The following is a 16,387-nucleotide window of genomic DNA, read 5'->3' on the forward strand; positions in this document are numbered from 1 at the left end:
CAAGCTATTTTAACGAGCCAACCAGCGCTTTGCGGCTGTCCTCAAGGGAGACCACCCGGCTGCAGACGTCTTTACCAAACTGCTGGAAATCGGCCTCCTGGTTTTTCCACTCATCCTGGATAGCGGTTTGCAGACCGCCGAGGCTGCCGAGAATGCCCTGCAGCGGGTTGCCGCCGCCTTTGAGCACCGCTTTCGCCCCCATCTCGTTAATGCTGTCCTGCAAAATACCGCCCATCGCCTGATTTACCAGCTGCTGGCCGTCGGCGCGCACCTGGTCGATGGCTTTATAGTGGAAGGTCAGGCCATCGCTGCGGCGCTCAATGATGCGGTTCATCTGTTCTTTCAGCTGCGCGTCCAGCTTGGTCAGACGACCGTGCATACTGCTATTGGCGCCGACCTGTTCGGTAATGATTTTATCCAGCGCCTTGCGGCCTTTTTCGACTCGCGAACGCGCGCCTTCGTCAATCCACGGCAGGCTGCTGCGCAGACTGGCCTGGTAATCCTGCGCCTGTTCGCGCTGGGCGGCGCTGAGCGCATAAGCCTTGCCGTTAAAGGTCAGGTTGCCGTCCGGTTTGATCACCAGATTGCCGTTTTCCCCTTTCACCTGTACCTGCTGAGGGGTGAGGATCACATCGTCACGCGGCGTGACGCTACACTGGTAGTCCGCATGGGCAGACAAAGCGGTGACGGAGAGCGCCACCGCCAGCAGCGTTTTACGCATCATAAAACTCCCTTAAGACAAAACGGGCCGGCAGTTGCCGACCCTTGTCAAACTTAGTCCCACCAGACGTCAAAAAGTTCGCTGGTGCGCACATCCTCTAACTTACGCGCTTCCAGCCATTTGCGCACGATGGCCTGATGCTCTTCGGTGCATTTACCGATCTCCTGCATGCAGATCAGCCCCTCCCAGGAGAGATAGCCGCTGCCGTCAAAGGCCAGCTTGTTCGGCTCAATCACCTCTTCGATCAGATCGTTGACCGTCTGGTCGATCTGCTCTTCACTGGTCCCTTCCGGGAAACGCCAGGCGACGGAGAAGCCTAACTCCTGAAACTCGTCGATATGCATTTTTTTCCGCAGACGACGGCTACGATTCTTGGCCATTATTTCACCCTCTCGAACATTAAGTCCCATACGCCGTGGCCGAGACGATGGCCACGCTGTTCAAATTTGGTTACCGGGCGCGATTCCGGGCGCGGTACGTAATCGTTGCTTGCCGACTGGTTACGATATCCTTCCAGCGAGGACATCACTTCCAGCATATGGACGGCATAGGCTTCCCAGTCGGTCGCCATATGGAAGACGCCGCCGAGCTTCAGTTTACTTTTCACCAGCTCGGCGAAAGGCGGCTGTACGATACGACGTTTATTATGGCGCGCTTTATGCCACGGGTCAGGGAAAAACAGCTGCACCATATTCAGCGAGTTATCCGGAATCATAGTGTGCAGCACTTCCACCGCATCGTGACACATCACGCGCAGGTTTTGCACACCTTCTTCTTCGGCCGAGGCCAGACAGGCGCCGACGCCCGGGGAGTGCACTTCGATGCCGAGGAAATTCTGTTCCGGTTTGGCTTTTGCCATCGCCACCAGCGATGCGCCCATCCCGAAGCCAATTTCGAGGGTGACCGGCGCTTCGCGGCCAAACAGGGCGGCGAAATCGAGCGGCGCATCGTTGAATTCAACGCCCATCACCGGCCAAATGTTATCCAGCGCATGCTGCTGCCCTTTCGTCAGGCGGCCCTGGCGACGGACGAAGCTACGAATACGGCGCAGCGGGCGACCGTTTTCATCGAATTCCGGAGAAATGACGTCGTTTTTCATAAAAGTTTGGTCTGCTTGTGAATGTGTTCGGAAAACGGGCATTATCCAAAGTTACCCGGCGGATGCAAGGGTTTACAGCCACTCGCCCTTATGCTGCAATCTGCCCCCCTGTAATCGCGATCCCGGAGCCGTAGCTTTGACTTTTCTCGCCACGCAATTTTCAGCCCAGGTCCTGGACTGGTACGACAAATACGGGCGTAAAACCCTGCCCTGGCAAATCGCCAAGACGCCCTACAAAGTATGGCTCTCCGAAGTGATGTTGCAACAAACCCAGGTGACCACGGTTATCCCCTATTTTGAACGCTTTATGGCGCGTTTCCCTACGGTGGTCGATCTCGCCAACGCGCCGCTGGATGAAGTGCTGCATCTGTGGACCGGACTGGGTTATTACGCGCGGGCGCGCAACTTACACAAAGCGGCGCAGCAGGTGGCGACGCAGCACGGCGGCGAATTCCCGCAGACCTTTGACGAAGTGGCGGCGCTTCCCGGCGTCGGGCGCTCAACGGCGGGGGCCATTTTATCGCTTTCGCTCGGTCAGCATTATCCGATTCTCGACGGCAACGTGAAGCGCGTGCTCGCCCGCTGCTATGCTGTCAGCGGCTGGCCGGGGAAAAAAGAGGTGGAAAAACGGCTGTGGGAGATCAGCGAAGCGGTCACGCCGGCGAAGGGCGTGGAGCGTTTTAACCAGGCGATGATGGATCTCGGGGCGATGGTTTGCACCCGCTCGAAGCCGAAGTGCGAACTGTGCCCGCTGAGCAACGGCTGCGTGGCCTACGCCAATCATTCATGGGCAGAATATCCGGGCAAAAAACCGAAGCAGACCATTCCGGAACGCACCGGCTATTTTCTGCTGATGCAGCACGGTGACGAGGTGTTTCTCGCCCAACGTCCGCCGGTGGGTCTGTGGGGCGGATTGTTCTGTTTTCCGCAGTTTGCCGACGAAGCGGGCCTGCGCGAGTGGCTGGCACAGCGCCAGATTAAGGCCGATAATCTGACGCAGCTCACCGCTTTTCGCCATACTTTCAGCCATTTCCACCTGGATATTGTGCCGATGTGGCTTACAGTGCACTCATCTGGCGCATGCATGGATGAAGGCAACGCACTCTGGTATAACTTAGCGCAGCCGCCGTCGGTCGGTCTGGCGGCCCCCGTGGAGCGCTTGTTGCAACAGTTAAAAGCCGGAACGCCGGTATAAATTTTCGGCTATCAAAGAGGATTGATTATGAGCAGAACCATTTTTTGTACCTTCCTGCAGCGTGAAGCGGACGGCCAGGATTTTCAGCTGTATCCGGGCGAACTCGGGAAGCGCATTTACAACGAAATCTCCAAAGAAGCCTGGGCGCAGTGGCAGCACAAGCAGACCATGCTGATCAACGAGAAAAAGCTCAGCATGATGAACCCGGAGCACCGCAAGCTGCTGGAGCAGGAAATGGTGCAGTTCCTGTTTGAAGGGAAAGATGTGCACATCGAAGGCTATACGCCGCCGGAAAAACAGTAAGGGCCCTGCGGCCTTTTAAAAACAAACACAACACGCACGCCCGGAATGATGAAAAAATACTTAGCGCTCGCGCTGATTGCGCCGTTGCTCGTTTCGTGTTCCAGCTCCAATAAAAAAGGCGCCGAATACAACGAGGCCTGGGTCAAGGATACCAACGGTTTTGATATCCTGATGGGCCAGTTTGCCCACAACATCGAGAACATTTGGGGGTACAACGAAGTCCTGCTCGCCGGGCCGAAGGACTACGTCAAATACACCGACCAGTATCAAACCCGCAGCCACATCAACTTCGATGAAGGGACGATCACCGTCGAGACCATCGCCGGCACCGATCCGCGCGGACGACTGCGCCAGGCGATCGTCAAAACCCTGCTGATGGGCGATGACCCCAACTCCATCGACCTCTATTCCGATGTCGATGACATTCAGATCTCCAAAGAGCCGTTCCTCTATGGCCAGGTGGTGGATAACACCGGGGCATCAATTCGTTGGGAGTGGCGCGCCGCGCGCTTTGCCGACTATCTGCTGCAAACACGCCTGAAGAGCCGCAACAACGGCCTGCGCGTGGTCTACAGCATCACCATCAACCTGGTGCCGAACCACCTCGACAAACGTGCGCATAAATACCTCGGCATGGTGCGTCAGGCCTCGCGTAAGTATGGGGTTGATGAGTCGCTGATCCTCGCGATTATGCAGACCGAATCCTCCTTTAACCCTTATGCGGTCAGCCATGCCGACGCCATGGGGCTGATGCAGGTAGTCCAGCACAGCGCCGGCAGAGACGTCTTCCGTTCCCAGGGTAAATCGGGCCTGCCAAGCCGCAGCTATCTGTTCGACCCGGCGAATAACATTGACACCGGTACTGCCTACCTGGCGATGCTGAACAATGTCTACCTTGCTGGCATCGATAACCCCACCTCGCGTCGCTACGCGGTGATCACCGCCTATAACGGCGGCGCCGGCAGCGTGCTGCGGGTCTTCTCCAGCGATAAAGTCCAGGCGGCCAATATCATCAACAGCATGGCGCCAGGTGACGTCTACCAGACGCTGACCACCCGTCACCCGTCGGCGGAATCGCGCCGCTATCTGTATAAAGTTAACACGGCGCAGAAAAGCTACCGCCGTAAATAACCCCCTCCTGACACCGGCCTCAGCCACGCGCTGAGGCCGCTTTTTTTCTGCGCCATACTGTGGAATATCTTTCGGTTTTCTGCGGCAGTTAACAGAAGCCTTCAGCTGGTGAATGATAGAATCGCATCAAAATAACGGGATTAATGTTATTTTAAAAACATAACAAGCCCACATTCGTGAGGATAACTACATGAATCTTAAGCTGCAGCTCAAAATACTGTCGTTCCTGCAGTTCTGCCTTTGGGGGAGCTGGCTCACCACGCTTGGCTCATACATGTTTGTCACGCTGAAGTTTGATGGCGCGGCTATCGGCGCAGTGTATAGCTCGCTCGGTATCGCCGCGGTGTTGATGCCGACGCTGCTCGGCATCGTCGCCGATAAGTGGATCAGCGCCAAATGGGTGTATGCCGCTTGCCACCTGGTGGGCGCGCTGACGCTGTATCTGGCGGCGCAGGTCACCACGCCGGGCGAGATGTTCCTTGTGATCCTCCTCAACTCGCTGGCCTATATGCCGACGCTGGGGCTGATTAACACCATCTCTTACTACCGCCTGCAGTCGGCGGGGCTGGATATCGTCACCGATTTCCCGCCGATCCGGATCTGGGGCACCATCGGCTTTATCTTCGCCATGTGGGGCGTCAGCTTCTCCGGCTTCGAACTGAGCCATATGCAGCTGTACATTGGCGCGACGCTGTCGGTCCTGCTGACGCTGTTCACCCTGACGCTGCCGACGATCCCGGTGGCTAACGCCCAGCGTAATCAAAGCTGGACGGAGATGCTGGGGCTTAACGCTTTTGCGCTGTTTAAAAACAAGCGCATGGCAATCTTCTTTATCTTCTCGATGATGCTAGGCGCCGAGCTGCAAATCACCAACATGTTCGGTAATACCTTCCTGCACAGCTTCGATAAAGATCCGCTGTTTGCCGGCAGCTTTATCGTCGAACACGCCTCGGTGCTGATGTCGATCTCGCAGATCTCCGAGACGCTGTTTATCCTGACCATTCCGTTCTTCCTCAGCCGCTACGGCATTAAGAACGTGATGCTTATCAGTATCGTGGCGTGGATGCTGCGCTTCGGCCTGTTCGCCTTCGGCGATCCGACACCGTTCGGCACCGTGCTGCTGGTGCTGTCGATGATCGTCTACGGCTGCGCTTTCGACTTCTTCAACATCTCTGGTTCAGTGTTCGTGGAGAAAGAGGTGCGTCCGGAAATCCGCGCTAGCGCCCAGGGCATGTTCCTGATGATGACCAACGGCTTCGGCTGTATCCTCGGTGGCATGGTGAGCGGCAAAGTGGTGGAGCACTTTACCGTCGAAGGGATCACTAACTGGCAGAGCGTGTGGCTGATTTTCGCCGGCTATTCGCTGGTGCTGGCTTTTGCCTTCGTGGCGCTGTTCAAATACAAACACGTCAGACAACCGACCGCCGCGCAGCAGAGCGCGTGATCGTCAAAAGCAAAACGCCCCGCCGGTTCAGCGGGGCATTTTTTATCCCTTCAGCACGTAGCCATACAGCCGCTTAATGCCGTCCGGATCCGTCTCGCTATATACCCCCTGCAGCTCCGGCGAGAAGCCCGGCAGCATATTAACCCCCTCCTCCAGCGCGAGGAAATAGCGCAGTACAGCGCCACCCCAGACCTCACCGGGCACCACGCATAATACCCCCGGCGGATACGGCAGCGCCCCTTCCGCCGCGACGCGGCCCTCCGCCTCGCTCAGACGCACCAGCTCCACGTCGCCGCGGATAAATTCGCGGTTGGCATCCTGGGGATTCATCACCACCCGCGGGAAGCTCCGTTTACGGAACATCTCTTTTTGCAGGCTCTTCACGTCAAAGCTGACGTACAGATCGTGCATCTCCTGGCACAGTTCGCGCAGGGTATAGTCGCGATAACGCACCGGGTATTTGTTATAGATGGTCGGCAACACATCGGCCAGCGGCGTATCCGCTTCAATATGCTGTTCAAACTGCCCCAGCATCGCCACCAGCTGCGCCATTTTTTCGGCGCTTTCCGCCGGCGTCAGCAGGAACAGAATCGAGTTGAGATCGCACTTCTCCGGCACGATGCCGTTTTCCCGCAGGTAATGCGCCAGAATGGTCGCCGGGATGCCGAACTCACTGTACTCCCCGCTCTCCGCGTCGATGCCCGGGGTGGTCAACAACAGCTTGCACGGGTCGACAAAATACTGGTCGTCGGCATAGCCCTCGAAGCCATGCCAGCGCGCGCCCGGTTCGAAGCTGAAGAAACGGCGCTCCCGGGCGATCGCCTCAGTCGGGTGATCCTGCCACGGGCGCCCCGCCACTATCGGCGGAATAAAAGGCTGGATCATCTTGCAATTGGCGATGATCGCTTTGCGCGCCTCGATGCCCAGCGCCACGCATTCGGCCCACAGGCGGCGGCCGCTCTCGCCTTCGTGGATTTTGGCGTTGACGTCCAGTGCGGCGAACAGCGGATAAAACGGGCTGGTAGAGGCATGCAGCATAAAGGCGTTATTCAGCCGCTTGTGCGGACAGAAGCGCGCCTGGCCGCGCAGATGGTTATCCTTTTTATGGATCTGCGACGTCTGCGAGAAACCGGCCTGCTGCTTGTGAACGGACTGGGTGACAAAAATGCCCGGATCGTCCGGGGTCAGCTCCAGCAGCAGCGGCGAACAGTCGGCCATCATCGGGATAAACTGCTCATAGCCCACCCACGCCGAGTCGAACAGGATGTAATCGCAGAGGTGGCCGATTTTATCGACCACCTGGCGGGCGTTATAGACCGTGCCGTCATAGGTTCCGAGCTGGATCACCGCCAGACGAAACGGGCGAGAGGCCGTGGCTTTCTCTGGCGCCGCTTCACGGATGAGATCCCGCAGGTAGCGCTCATCAAAGCAGCGCTCGTCAATACCGCCGATAAAGCCGAACGGATTGCGCGCGGCTTCAAGATAGACAGGCGTCGCTCCAGCCTGAATCAGCGCCCCGTGATGGTTTGACTTGTGGTTGTTGCGATCGAACAGCACCAGATCGCCGCGGGTCAACAGCGCGTTGGTCACGACTTTGTTGGCCGCCGAGGTGCCGTTAAGGACGAAGTAGGTTTTATCCGCATTAAAGACCTTCGCGGCGAACTTCTGCGCGTGCTTGGCCGACCCTTCGTGGATCAGCAGATCGCCTAATTTTACGTCGGCGTTACACATATCGGCGCGAAAGACGTTTTCGCCAAAAAAGTCATAGAACTGGCGGCCTGCGGGATGCTTTTTGAAAAAGGCCCCGTGCTGGTGTCCCGGACAGGCAAAGGTGCTGTTATCCATTTCGACGTACTGGGTCAGCGTATTGAAAAACGGCGGCAGCAGACGCGCTTCATAATCGCAGGCCGCCGCTTCCAGCTCCAGCCACTCCTGATCTTTACCGGCGATCACCGCCTGTACCCCCTCCGGCTTATCGACCGCCGTCTCGCTCAGCAGGTAGACCGGCAGGTTAAATCCGCTACGCCTGAGAAGGGCGAGGATGCCGCTGCGACTGTCCGCCGCGGTGATGACGACTGCCGCCACATCGGTAAAATCGGTACTGTCCAGCGCCACAACGCGACGGTGGGTGGACAAGCGGGTGACCAGCTCGCAGCTGGCGGCAATGTGCATGGATTTCATAAGCGCAAATGCCCGTATCGGGAGTGTAAAAATCTCAGGCAAGGGAAACCTTGCCCAACGATGTGTCCGGGTCTGACGGATTCAGCTCCGACCGCCGGACATCAGTAAAAGCAGACGCGTCCGATCTTACTGTTGCCCTACAGTGAGCATACGTGTCCTTCACCGCATGGTGAACAGAGGGGTAAGCGTAGCAAGATGAGGCAGCCCACGCATCTGTGCGCGGCGTCGCTGGCGAGGTAATGGCAGTGTCGTCATCGGCGGCCTCATATCAGGGAGGAGAAAATTCGCGCAATCATGGCACCTTTCCCCGACAGGCGCAAGATGAAAACCGTATGCACTTATATCACGGATACACAAGCTTTCACGGCGGGTTAACGTCATAATCATTCGGTTATCAGGGATATTTAACAGGAGTCAGCGTGGTTACAGGACCTTTTATTAATGCCAGCGCGGTGCTGGTCGGCGGCGTGTTAGGCGCCTTACTCAGCCAGCGGTTGCCGGAACGGATCCGCACATCCATGACCTCAATTTTTGGTCTGGCGTCATTAGGCATCGGCATTTTACTGGTGATCAAATGCGCCAATCTGCCGGTGATGGTGCTGTCGACCCTGGTGGGGACGCTGCTCGGCGAAATTTGTAATATGGAAAAAGGGATTAATACGCTGGTCAGTCAGCTCCAGCAACTGCTGACGCCGAAGGGTAAGAAAAAAGCCTCGGCTCATGACTCCTATATTCAGAGCTATGTGGCGATTATCGTCCTGTTCTGCGCCAGCGGCACCGGCGTCTTCGGCGCCATGCGCGAAGGGATGACCGGCGACGCCAGCATTCTGATTGCCAAAGCGTTTCTCGATTTTTTCACCGCCACCATTTTCGCTTGTACCCTGGGCATTGCCGTCGCCGCCATCAGCGTACCGATGCTACTTATCCAGCTGACTCTCGCGGCCTGCGCGGCGATCATTATGCCGCTCACCACGCCGATGATGCTGGCGGATTTCAGCGCCGTCGGCGGTATGCTGCTGGTGGCCACCGGGCTGCGCATCTGCGGAATAAAAATGTTTGCCGTGGTGAATATGCTGCCTGCGCTGGTGCTGGCGATGCCGATCTCAGCGGCCTGGACGCTGTTTTTTGCCTGAAGACGCGTGCTTTTAGCGCAATGTGGTGATAGATTGTTCAGTCTGCTGCAAAACAGATAAATTTCGTTGACGAGGCGCGGCGATTACGGTTTAATGCGCCCCGTTGCCCGGATAGCTCAGTCGGTAGAGCAGGGGATTGAAAATCCCCGTGTCCTTGGTTCGATTCCGAGTCCGGGCACCACTATTTAAAGAACCCGCCTACAAGGCGGGTTTTTGCTTTTCTGTAGCCGGACTCTTCATCGAACTCCGTTCGATTATTCGCCGCGCAGCGGCTCACCCCTTCGGGGCCAGCGCGACACGCGCGCTGTTCAACGCCTGCGGCGTTAGTCCGAGTCCGGGCACCACTATTTAAAGAACCCGCCCACAAGGCGGGTTTTTGCGTTTCTGTAGCCGGACTCTTCATCGAACAACGCTAACACGTGATTCTCTGCTGCACTTTTCTCCTGGTGAGCCAGCTGCCACTTAACGGCCAGCGCAGACCGCCTCTCCCCATAGAATCTTTTCGCAAATACATTTTCAAATATCAGATAACCCGCTGATTCAAATCGCCATTCTGTCGTTAAAAGCGGCTAAAAACGCCCTTTTCTGGCAATCGATCCGCCCAGGCGGCTACCCTGCTTTCCCTCTGGATGGCTGAACAGCATCTTATATTCCATTTTGCGCTAAATGACAGAGAAATGTTCTTTAAATTACCGATTTCACAGACCTACCATGCAAAAATATCTTAAACGAGTGGGTAAATGGTTATGTCACTGTTTCATTCCGTGAGCGACCTGATAGGTCATACTCCCCTGCTCCAGTTGCACAAACTGGATACCGGGCCCTGCAGTCTGTTTTTAAAACTGGAAAATCAGAACCCGGGCGGATCAATTAAAGATCGGGTTGCGCTGTCGATGATTAACGAAGCCGAGCGTCAGGGTAAACTGGCGCCCGGCGGGACAATTATCGAAGCCACTGCCGGCAATACCGGCCTCGGCCTGGCGCTGATCGCGGCGCAGAAAAATTACCGCCTGATCCTGGTGGTGCCGGACAAAATGAGCCGCGAGAAAATCTTTCACCTGCGGGCGCTGGGCGCGACGGTGCTGCTCACCCGTTCCGACGTCAATAAAGGTCACCCGGCCTATTACCAGGATTATGCCCGCCGCCTTGCCGATGAAACGCCGGGGGCTTTTTATATCGACCAGTTTAACAACGACGCTAATCCGCTGGCGCACGCGACCTCCACCGCGCCAGAACTTTTCCAGCAGCTGGAGGGCGACATCGACGCCATCGTCGTCGGCGTTGGCTCTGGCGGCACGCTGGGCGGGCTTCAGGCCTGGTTTGCAGAACACTCGCCGAAAACGGAATTTATCCTCGCCGATCCGGCGGGCTCGATCCTTGCAGATCAGGTTGATACCGGACGCTACGGCGAAACGGGATCCTGGCTGGTCGAAGGGATTGGAGAAGATTTCATCCCGCCGCTGGCCAGGCTGGAGGGGGTGCATACCGCCTATCGCGTCAGCGACCGCGAAGCGTTCCACACCGCGCGCCAGCTGCTGCAGGTCGAGGGTGTGCTGGCCGGATCCTCCACTGGCACCCTGCTCAGCGCCGCGCTGCGCTACTGCCGGGCGCAAAGCCGTCCGAAGCGGGTGGTGACCTTCGCCTGCGACAGCGGCAATAAATACCTGTCAAAAATGTTCAACGACGACTGGATGCGCCAGCAAGGGCTGATCGCCCGCCCCGAACAGGGCGATCTCAGCGATTTTATCGCCCTGCGCCATGACGAAGGCGCTACCGTCACGGCCGCGCCGGACGACACCCTGGCCGCGGTCTTTACCCGCATGCGGCTGTATGACATCTCCCAGCTGCCGGTTCTGGAGGATGGCCGCGTGGTCGGCATCGTCGATGAGTGGGATTTGATCCGCCACGTACAGGGCGATCGCCAACGCTTCTCCCTGCCGGTCAGCGAAGCGATGAGCCGCCATGTTGAAACTCTCGATAAGCGTGCGCCAGAGAGCGAACTGCAGGCCATTCTCGATCGCGGTCTGGTGGCGGTGATCGCTGACAACGCGCGTTTTCTTGGCCTGGTCACCCGCAGCGATGTACTGACCGCCTGGCGTAACCAAGTAGCACAATAAGGAATTTTTTATGTCATCTATCCACACCCTGAGCGTACATAGCGGAACCTTCACCGACAGCCACGGCGCAGTGATGCCGCCTATTTATGCCACCTCCACTTTCGCTCAGCCGGCGCCGGGGCAGCATACCGGCTATGAATATTCCCGCAGCGGGAATCCTACCCGCCATGCGCTGGAGACGGCGATCGCCGACCTGGAAAACGGTACGCGCGGCTACGCGTTCGCCTCCGGGCTGGCCGCCATCGCCACCGTGCTGGAGCTGCTGGATAAGGACAGTCACCTGGTGGCGGTCGATGATGTGTATGGCGGCACTTACCGCCTGCTGGAAAACGTACGCCGCCGTAGCGCTGGTCTGCAGGTGAGCTGGGTGAAACCCGACGACCTGGCGGGAATTGAAGCGGCGATCCGCCCCGATACGCGCATGATCTGGGTGGAAACGCCCACCAACCCGCTGCTGAAGCTGGCGGATCTCAGCGCTATCGCCGCTATCGCGCGCCGTCATAACCTGATCAGCGTCGCCGATAACACTTTCGCCTCGCCGGCGATCCATCGCCCGCTGGAGCACGGGTTTGATATTGTGGTCCACTCCGCGACTAAGTACCTCAATGGCCATTCCGATGTCGTCGCCGGCCTGGCGGTGGTCGGCGATAACGCCGCACTCGCGGAGAAGCTTGGCTACCTGCAGAATGCGGTAGGCGGCGTACTCGACCCGTTCAGCAGCTTCCTGACGCTACGCGGCATCCGCACCCTGGCGCTGCGGATGGAGCGCCACAGCGCGAACGCGCTGCAGCTCGCCGAATGGCTGGAACAGCAGCCGGAGGTAGAGCGAGTCTGGTTCCCCTGGCTGTCCTCGCACCCGCACCATCAGCTGGCGCGCCGGCAAATGGCCCTGCCCGGCGGCATGATTTCGGTAGTGGTGAAAGGCGATGACGGTTACGCCGAACGCATCATCAGCAAGCTGCGCTGGTTCACCCTTGCGGAGAGTCTGGGCGGCGTCGAGAGCCTGGTGAGCCAGCCCTTCAGCATGACCCATGCCTCGATCCCGCTGGAGAAGCGCCTGGCGAACGGCATCACGCCGCAGCTGATCCGCCTGTCGGTCGGGATCGAAGATCCTCACGATCTGATTGCCGACTGGCAGCAGGCGCTTCGGGAGGAGTGATTATTCCGACGCGCAGGTCGTCGCCAGCGCGTCAGGCATTCCCTGCTGAAGGTGGGCGATAAACTGCGTCAGCTTCGGCAGGGGCCGGCGATCCTGGCGCCAGAGCAGATGCACGGGCCGCGGCTGTGGGGTCCACGCCTCCAGCACCCGCACCAGGCTGCCGCTGGCCAGCGCATCGGCCAGCAGCACCTCCGGCTGCATCAGCAGCCCAGCCCCGGCGATCGCCGCCTGGCGCAGCGCATAGCCATCGTTGCAGCGCAAAACCGCATCGCGCTTCCAGCGCACTTCCCCCTCCATGCCCGGCAGCCGCCACTCGTTGCGGGCGGTCCAGACCGTATGGGACAGGCAGAGATGATCGGCGAGATCTTCCGGCCTCCCGGGCGTTCCGTAACGCGCCAGATAAGCCGGTGCGGCGCAGATCACCATCCGATAGGGCGCCAGATAGCGGGCCACCAGATCCTCCTGATGGATCTCGCCAATGCGGATCGCCAGGTCGAACCCCTCATCCACCAGATCGACCATCCGGTTGGTCAGATCCAGTTCCACCCGGACCGCTGGCCAGGCTTGCAGAAAGGTGGCGGTCAGGGGCGCAATCACGCTGGCGCCGAACGAGGTGGGCGCGCTCACCCGCAGGGTGCCGGCGGGCGCCAGCCGCAGCCGCTCGACCGCGCTTTCGGCGATGGAGACCTGCTCCATCACCCGTTTCGCTTCGTCAAAATAGACCCGCCCGGCGTCGGTGAGGCTCTGGCGTCGGGTGTTACGCTCCAGCAGGCGCGTCGCCAGCTGGGTTTCCAGCTGGGCGATATATTTCCCGACCATCACCGCCGACAGCCCCAGGCGCGACGCCGCCCCGGTAAAGCTGCCGCACTCCACCACGGCAATAAACGTCTCCATCCCTCGCAGCTTATCCATATTGCTAACCTCTGGTTAGTAATGTTCTAACTTTTAGCCAGTTTATCCGATATCCGTTTTATTAAAGAATAGCCTCTCACCTCATCAGGAGTCTGCCATGAAAATTATCGTTATCGGTGCCAGCGGCACCATCGGTCGCGCGGTCAGCGAAGAACTGAGTCAGAGACATGACGTTATCCGCGTCGGCCGCACCCGGGGAGATTATCAGGTGGATATCACCTCGCAGGAGAGCGTCGAGACGCTATTTGCCCAAACGGGTGAAGTAGATGCCATCGTCTCCACCACCGGCAATCTGCACTTTGGGCCGTTAAGCACCATGACCGACAGCCAGTTCAACCTCGGTCTGCAGGACAAGCTGCTGGGGCAAATTCGCCTGGCGCTGGTCGGCCAGCATTTCCTGGGCGACGGCGGGTCGATTACCCTGGTCAGCGGTATTGTCGCGCAGGAACCCATTGCTCAGGGCGTCAATGCCACGACGGTCAACGCCGGTCTGGAAGGCTTTGTGCGGGCCGCCGCCTGCGAACTGCCGCGCGGGATCCGCATCAATCTCATCAGCCCCACCGTGCTCAGCGAGTCGCTGGCGGCCTACGGCGACTTTTTCCCTGGCTTTGCCAGCGTTCCCGCCGCCGCCGTAGCACAGGCCTATCGCCGCAGCATTGAAGGGGTGCAAACCGGCCGCATCTACCCGGTCGGCTACTAGCCAGTGCCGGCCCGCCGGGGCCGGCGCTTACATCAGGCCGTCGTTGCAGGTACACTGACGGCTGATTGTCTCCGGCCGAAAAACTGATGTTGAAAAAATTACTCTTTATTATCCCGCTGCTGGCGCTTACCGTGCTGCTGGTCTGGTGGTTCACTCCGCATTACACCGAGGAAGACGAAGCTTACTACCGGGCGGTATTTTGCGTGATCGATCATGACGACAGCCGCCAGTTCCTCCACGATATGCAAAACATCGTCGAGGGGGGGAATTCTGACTACGCGCTGCATAAAGCACATTACCTGCCGGCGCTGGGGCAGCGGATGCTGGACACCTGGCATCAGCTCAGCCCGCAGGAACAGCAGGCGCTGCGTCAGGACCAGCAGCGCTGTGGCGAGATATTACGAGCAAAACAGCAGGGTAAATAATCCCGGCGGGCTGGCGAAACCGCAGCCCGTCACAGCGCCCGATAAGATCCCGCTGTTGACGAGCCGATCGCTGTCACAAAATCCTCCTCTATCACCGAGCCACAGGAGGACGTTTTTTTCTGCAGTCGTATACGATAAAAAGTAGTTGATCTGGTACGAACTAACTCTTATTTTGCTTCTCAGTTTTCAAAATGAGATAAAACTGATGCCTGTCATTATTGCCAGTAGTGTTAAAGAAGCCAAAGCGTTAATTAACGGTGGGGAATACAGGGAAATTATTCTTAACTTCGATATTGATGCCGATGACTTTTTCTCTCTCGCCAGCCATTCGGCTGGGACAAAAATCTCCATCTCCGACCGAAACGATCGTTCTCCGGTAAAATCAGCAAAATAATTAACCCGTGAGGGACATCTATGTGGTTGTTTATTGGTACCTTTGCGGTGGCTTTTCTCGCAGCGCTGATGTTGGTCTGGCTGGATGATCGCATCGTCGATACGGAGTGACCCCAGCGCTGAACGCTAGCGTCACTCCCTCTCGCTATTGAAGCGAAGAGGATGCGCCGCCGCTAAGCGGCGCACAGCAGGGCCGTTACAGGGAGGCCGCCAGCCGCTCAACGGCGGTCAGCAGCCCGGCTTCCGACACCGTTGAGTAGGAAAGACGCAGGGTACGGGTATCCGGATTATCGTGATAAAACGCTTCCCCCGGAACGTATACCACGCCGTTTTCCAGCGTTTTCTTCATCCATTCCATGGTATCGAACGGATAGCGGAAACGCGCCCACAGGAACATCCCCCCCTGCGGGCGGCTGAATTCCAGATGCTCGCCAAGGCGACTCTCCAGCGCGTCGGCCAGCGCCACGCACTTCTTGCGATAGTCTTCGCGAATCAACGCAATCTGGTTATCCAGCCGGTTCAGACTGAGGTATTCCGCGGTGATCACCTGCGACAGCATATTGGTATGCAGATCCGCCGCCTGCTTCACGATCACCGTCTGCTGCGCCAGCCAGTCCGGCATGACGATCCAGCCGATACGCATCCCCGGCGCGAGGATCTTTGAAAACGTCGAGGTGTAAACCACCTGATCTTCACAGCCCAGCTCAACGGCGTGCTGATAGAGCGGGCGTCGCACGGCGTCAGTAAAGCTAATTTCACCGTAGGGATCGTCTTCCAGAATGACGAAGTCATATTTTTTCGCCAGCTCGACCAGCCGGCGACGACGCGCCTCGCTCAGCGTTTTACCGCCGGGGTTGCCGAACGTCGGCACCAGGTAAACAGCTTTGACGCGGGTGGTCTCCAGCAGGTCAGCCAGCTGCTCCACCAGCATCCCGTCATCATCGGTATCGACGCTGAGAATATTGGCCTGCGCCAGCTGAAACACCTGCAGCGCCGCCAGATAGGTGGGTCGCTCAACGACGATAGTATCGCCTGGATCGAGCAGCGTGCGGGCAACGATATCCAGCGATTGCTGGGAGCCGGAGGTGATATAGACCTGAGCGGCTGAACAGGTCACGCCACGGGAGTGGCAGATTTCACTCACCGCCTGACGCAGCGGCGGGTAGCCTTCCGTCAGACCGTACTGAAATGCGTCATGAAAACGCTCGCTCATCACCTTCTGCACCGCCAGCTCCAGGCCTTCGGTATCAAACAGTTCCGGGGCCGGAATGCCGCCGCCAAGCGAGATCACGCCCGGCAGTTTACTGTGCTTGAGAAGTTCGCGGACGGCGGAGGGCTTGAGTTCACCCGCGCGGGCGGCGAGACGCCGATCGTGCATACTATTTTCCTTTTCTGTCTTGTTGTTGTGTTAATTATCTTGGCTTTGTTGCAGGTGTTCCCCGGCGGCGCTTACCAGTCCGGGCTATCCTTGTTC

General features: G+C 58.2%; 16 protein-coding genes and 1 tRNA gene. 11 read left to right on the forward strand and 6 right to left on the reverse strand.

From position 1 onward, the window contains the following. Positions 1-4: 4 nt before the first annotated feature. From ACQUTI_RS17615 to trmB, 3 genes are read right to left on the reverse strand one after another with little or no spacing between them, the layout of a single operon-like run. A complete protein-coding gene (locus ACQUTI_RS17615) occupies positions 5-724 on the reverse strand; it encodes a DUF2884 domain-containing protein (RefSeq protein ID WP_004205190.1) in 720 nt (239 codons plus the stop codon). A gap of 50 nt (positions 725-774) precedes the next feature. After that, positions 775-1,101, reverse strand: coding sequence for a YggL family protein (locus tag ACQUTI_RS17620; protein ID WP_002916620.1), 327 nt, complete (start codon positions 1,099-1,101; stop codon positions 775-777). Then, positions 1,101-1,820: a tRNA (guanosine(46)-N7)-methyltransferase TrmB gene (gene trmB, locus ACQUTI_RS17625; RefSeq protein WP_004205192.1), complete on the reverse strand. Its 720-nt coding sequence runs from the start codon at positions 1,818-1,820 to the stop codon at positions 1,101-1,103. The genes ACQUTI_RS17620 and trmB overlap by 1 nt, the downstream gene beginning before the upstream one ends. A 136-nt stretch (positions 1,821-1,956) precedes the next feature. Here trmB and mutY point away from each other — a divergent pair, with 136 nt between their 5' ends. The 4 genes from mutY (at position 1,957) to ACQUTI_RS17645 (ending at position 5,893) form a co-directional block, all read left to right on the forward strand. Next, on the forward strand, positions 1,957-3,015 hold the full coding sequence (gene mutY / locus ACQUTI_RS17630) for an A/G-specific adenine glycosylase (RefSeq protein WP_017899765.1): 1,059 nt from the start codon (positions 1,957-1,959) through the stop codon (positions 3,013-3,015). A gap of 27 nt (positions 3,016-3,042) precedes the next feature. After that, positions 3,043-3,318, forward strand: a complete 276-nt coding sequence (locus ACQUTI_RS17635; RefSeq protein WP_004105744.1) for an oxidative damage protection protein — start codon at positions 3,043-3,045, stop codon at positions 3,316-3,318. A 48-nt stretch (positions 3,319-3,366) separates the two neighbouring features. Next, positions 3,367-4,449, forward strand: coding sequence for a membrane-bound lytic murein transglycosylase MltC (gene mltC, locus ACQUTI_RS17640; protein WP_002916629.1), 1,083 nt, complete (start codon positions 3,367-3,369; stop codon positions 4,447-4,449). Between the two features lie 190 nt (positions 4,450-4,639). Beyond that, positions 4,640-5,893 carry a nucleoside permease gene (locus ACQUTI_RS17645; RefSeq protein WP_023319141.1) on the forward strand — a complete coding sequence of 418 codons (1,254 nt, stop codon included), beginning with the start codon at positions 4,640-4,642 and terminating at the stop codon, positions 5,891-5,893. 42 nt (positions 5,894-5,935) lie between these two features. Here the strand turns inward: ACQUTI_RS17645 and ACQUTI_RS17650 are convergent, their stop codons facing one another. Further along, on the reverse strand, positions 5,936-8,074 hold the full coding sequence (locus tag ACQUTI_RS17650; protein WP_004900586.1) for an ornithine decarboxylase: 2,139 nt from the start codon (positions 8,072-8,074) through the stop codon (positions 5,936-5,938). Positions 8,075-8,493: 419 nt separating this feature from the next. On the opposite strand from ACQUTI_RS17650, the gene ACQUTI_RS17655 reads away from it, so the two are divergent. The 4 genes from ACQUTI_RS17655 to ACQUTI_RS17670 all read left to right on the forward strand — a co-directional run bounded on the left by ACQUTI_RS17655 (position 8,494) and on the right by ACQUTI_RS17670 (position 12,483). Next, positions 8,494-9,207, forward strand: a complete 714-nt coding sequence (locus ACQUTI_RS17655; protein WP_004205197.1) for a DUF554 domain-containing protein — start codon at positions 8,494-8,496, stop codon at positions 9,205-9,207. A 105-nt stretch (positions 9,208-9,312) separates the two neighbouring features. Further along, a tRNA-Phe gene (locus ACQUTI_RS17660) sits at positions 9,313-9,388 on the forward strand. 559 nt (positions 9,389-9,947) lie between these two features. Further along, positions 9,948-11,324 carry a pyridoxal-phosphate dependent enzyme gene (locus tag ACQUTI_RS17665; protein ID WP_072500772.1) on the forward strand — a complete coding sequence of 459 codons (1,377 nt, stop codon included), beginning with the start codon at positions 9,948-9,950 and terminating at the stop codon, positions 11,322-11,324. Between the two features lie 10 nt (positions 11,325-11,334). After that, positions 11,335-12,483 (forward strand): trans-sulfuration enzyme family protein, encoded by a 1,149-nt coding sequence (locus ACQUTI_RS17670; protein WP_108450847.1) that lies wholly within the window; start codon positions 11,335-11,337, stop codon positions 12,481-12,483. On the opposite strand, the gene ACQUTI_RS17675 is transcribed toward ACQUTI_RS17670, so the two are convergent. Then, positions 12,484-13,395 (reverse strand): LysR family transcriptional regulator, encoded by a 912-nt coding sequence (locus ACQUTI_RS17675; protein WP_032456620.1) that lies wholly within the window; start codon positions 13,393-13,395, stop codon positions 12,484-12,486. 97 nt (positions 13,396-13,492) lie between these two features. On the opposite strand from ACQUTI_RS17675, the gene ACQUTI_RS17680 reads away from it, so the two are divergent. The 3 genes from ACQUTI_RS17680 to ACQUTI_RS17690 all read left to right on the forward strand — a co-directional run bounded on the left by ACQUTI_RS17680 (position 13,493) and on the right by ACQUTI_RS17690 (position 14,914). After that, complete coding sequence (locus tag ACQUTI_RS17680; protein WP_108450846.1) at positions 13,493-14,095, forward strand: short chain dehydrogenase; 603 nt, start codon at positions 13,493-13,495, stop codon at positions 14,093-14,095. Between the two features lie 86 nt (positions 14,096-14,181). Then, positions 14,182-14,520 carry a hypothetical protein gene (locus ACQUTI_RS17685; RefSeq protein ID WP_025999196.1) on the forward strand — a complete coding sequence of 113 codons (339 nt, stop codon included), beginning with the start codon at positions 14,182-14,184 and terminating at the stop codon, positions 14,518-14,520. A gap of 205 nt (positions 14,521-14,725) precedes the next feature. Further along, complete coding sequence (locus ACQUTI_RS17690; protein ID WP_004205204.1) at positions 14,726-14,914, forward strand: hypothetical protein; 189 nt, start codon at positions 14,726-14,728, stop codon at positions 14,912-14,914. Positions 14,915-15,109: 195 nt separating this feature from the next. Here the strand turns inward: ACQUTI_RS17690 and ACQUTI_RS17695 are convergent, their stop codons facing one another. Next, complete coding sequence (locus tag ACQUTI_RS17695) at positions 15,110-16,291, reverse strand: PLP-dependent aminotransferase family protein (RefSeq protein WP_004205205.1); 1,182 nt, start codon at positions 16,289-16,291, stop codon at positions 15,110-15,112. Between the last annotated feature and the right edge of the window lie 96 nt (positions 16,292-16,387).

The organism is Klebsiella sp. 7-CIP_Kleb. (genome assembly GCF_050378655.1).
GTDB classification, from domain to species: domain Bacteria; phylum Pseudomonadota; class Gammaproteobacteria; order Enterobacterales; family Enterobacteriaceae; genus Klebsiella; species Klebsiella quasipneumoniae.

Bases quoted from the DNA above. Each gene is read 5' to 3' on its own strand.
- ACQUTI_RS17615 (WP_004205190.1), bottom strand. From the start codon at position 724: ATGATGCGTAAAACGCTGCTGGCGGTGGCGCTCTCCGTCACCGCTTTG.
- ACQUTI_RS17620 (WP_002916620.1), bottom strand. From the start codon at position 1,101: ATGGCCAAGAATCGTAGCCGTCGTCTGCGGAAAAAAATGCATATCGAC.
- trmB (WP_004205192.1), bottom strand. From the start codon at position 1,820: ATGAAAAACGACGTCATTTCTCCGGAATTCGATGAAAACGGTCGCCCG.
- ACQUTI_RS17635 (WP_004105744.1), top strand. From the start codon at position 3,043: ATGAGCAGAACCATTTTTTGTACCTTCCTGCAGCGTGAAGCGGACGGC.
- mltC (WP_002916629.1), top strand. From the start codon at position 3,367: ATGAAAAAATACTTAGCGCTCGCGCTGATTGCGCCGTTGCTCGTTTCG.
- ACQUTI_RS17645 (WP_023319141.1), top strand. From the start codon at position 4,640: ATGAATCTTAAGCTGCAGCTCAAAATACTGTCGTTCCTGCAGTTCTGC.
- ACQUTI_RS17650 (WP_004900586.1), bottom strand. From the start codon at position 8,074: ATGAAATCCATGCACATTGCCGCCAGCTGCGAGCTGGTCACCCGCTTG.
- ACQUTI_RS17665 (WP_072500772.1), top strand. From the start codon at position 9,948: ATGGTTATGTCACTGTTTCATTCCGTGAGCGACCTGATAGGTCATACT.
- ACQUTI_RS17670 (WP_108450847.1), top strand. From the start codon at position 11,335: ATGTCATCTATCCACACCCTGAGCGTACATAGCGGAACCTTCACCGAC.
- ACQUTI_RS17675 (WP_032456620.1), bottom strand. From the start codon at position 13,395: ATGGATAAGCTGCGAGGGATGGAGACGTTTATTGCCGTGGTGGAGTGC.
- ACQUTI_RS17680 (WP_108450846.1), top strand. From the start codon at position 13,493: ATGAAAATTATCGTTATCGGTGCCAGCGGCACCATCGGTCGCGCGGTC.
- ACQUTI_RS17685 (WP_025999196.1), top strand. From the start codon at position 14,182: ATGTTGAAAAAATTACTCTTTATTATCCCGCTGCTGGCGCTTACCGTG.
- ACQUTI_RS17690 (WP_004205204.1), top strand. From the start codon at position 14,726: ATGCCTGTCATTATTGCCAGTAGTGTTAAAGAAGCCAAAGCGTTAATT.
- ACQUTI_RS17695 (WP_004205205.1), bottom strand. From the start codon at position 16,291: ATGCACGATCGGCGTCTCGCCGCCCGCGCGGGTGAACTCAAGCCCTCC.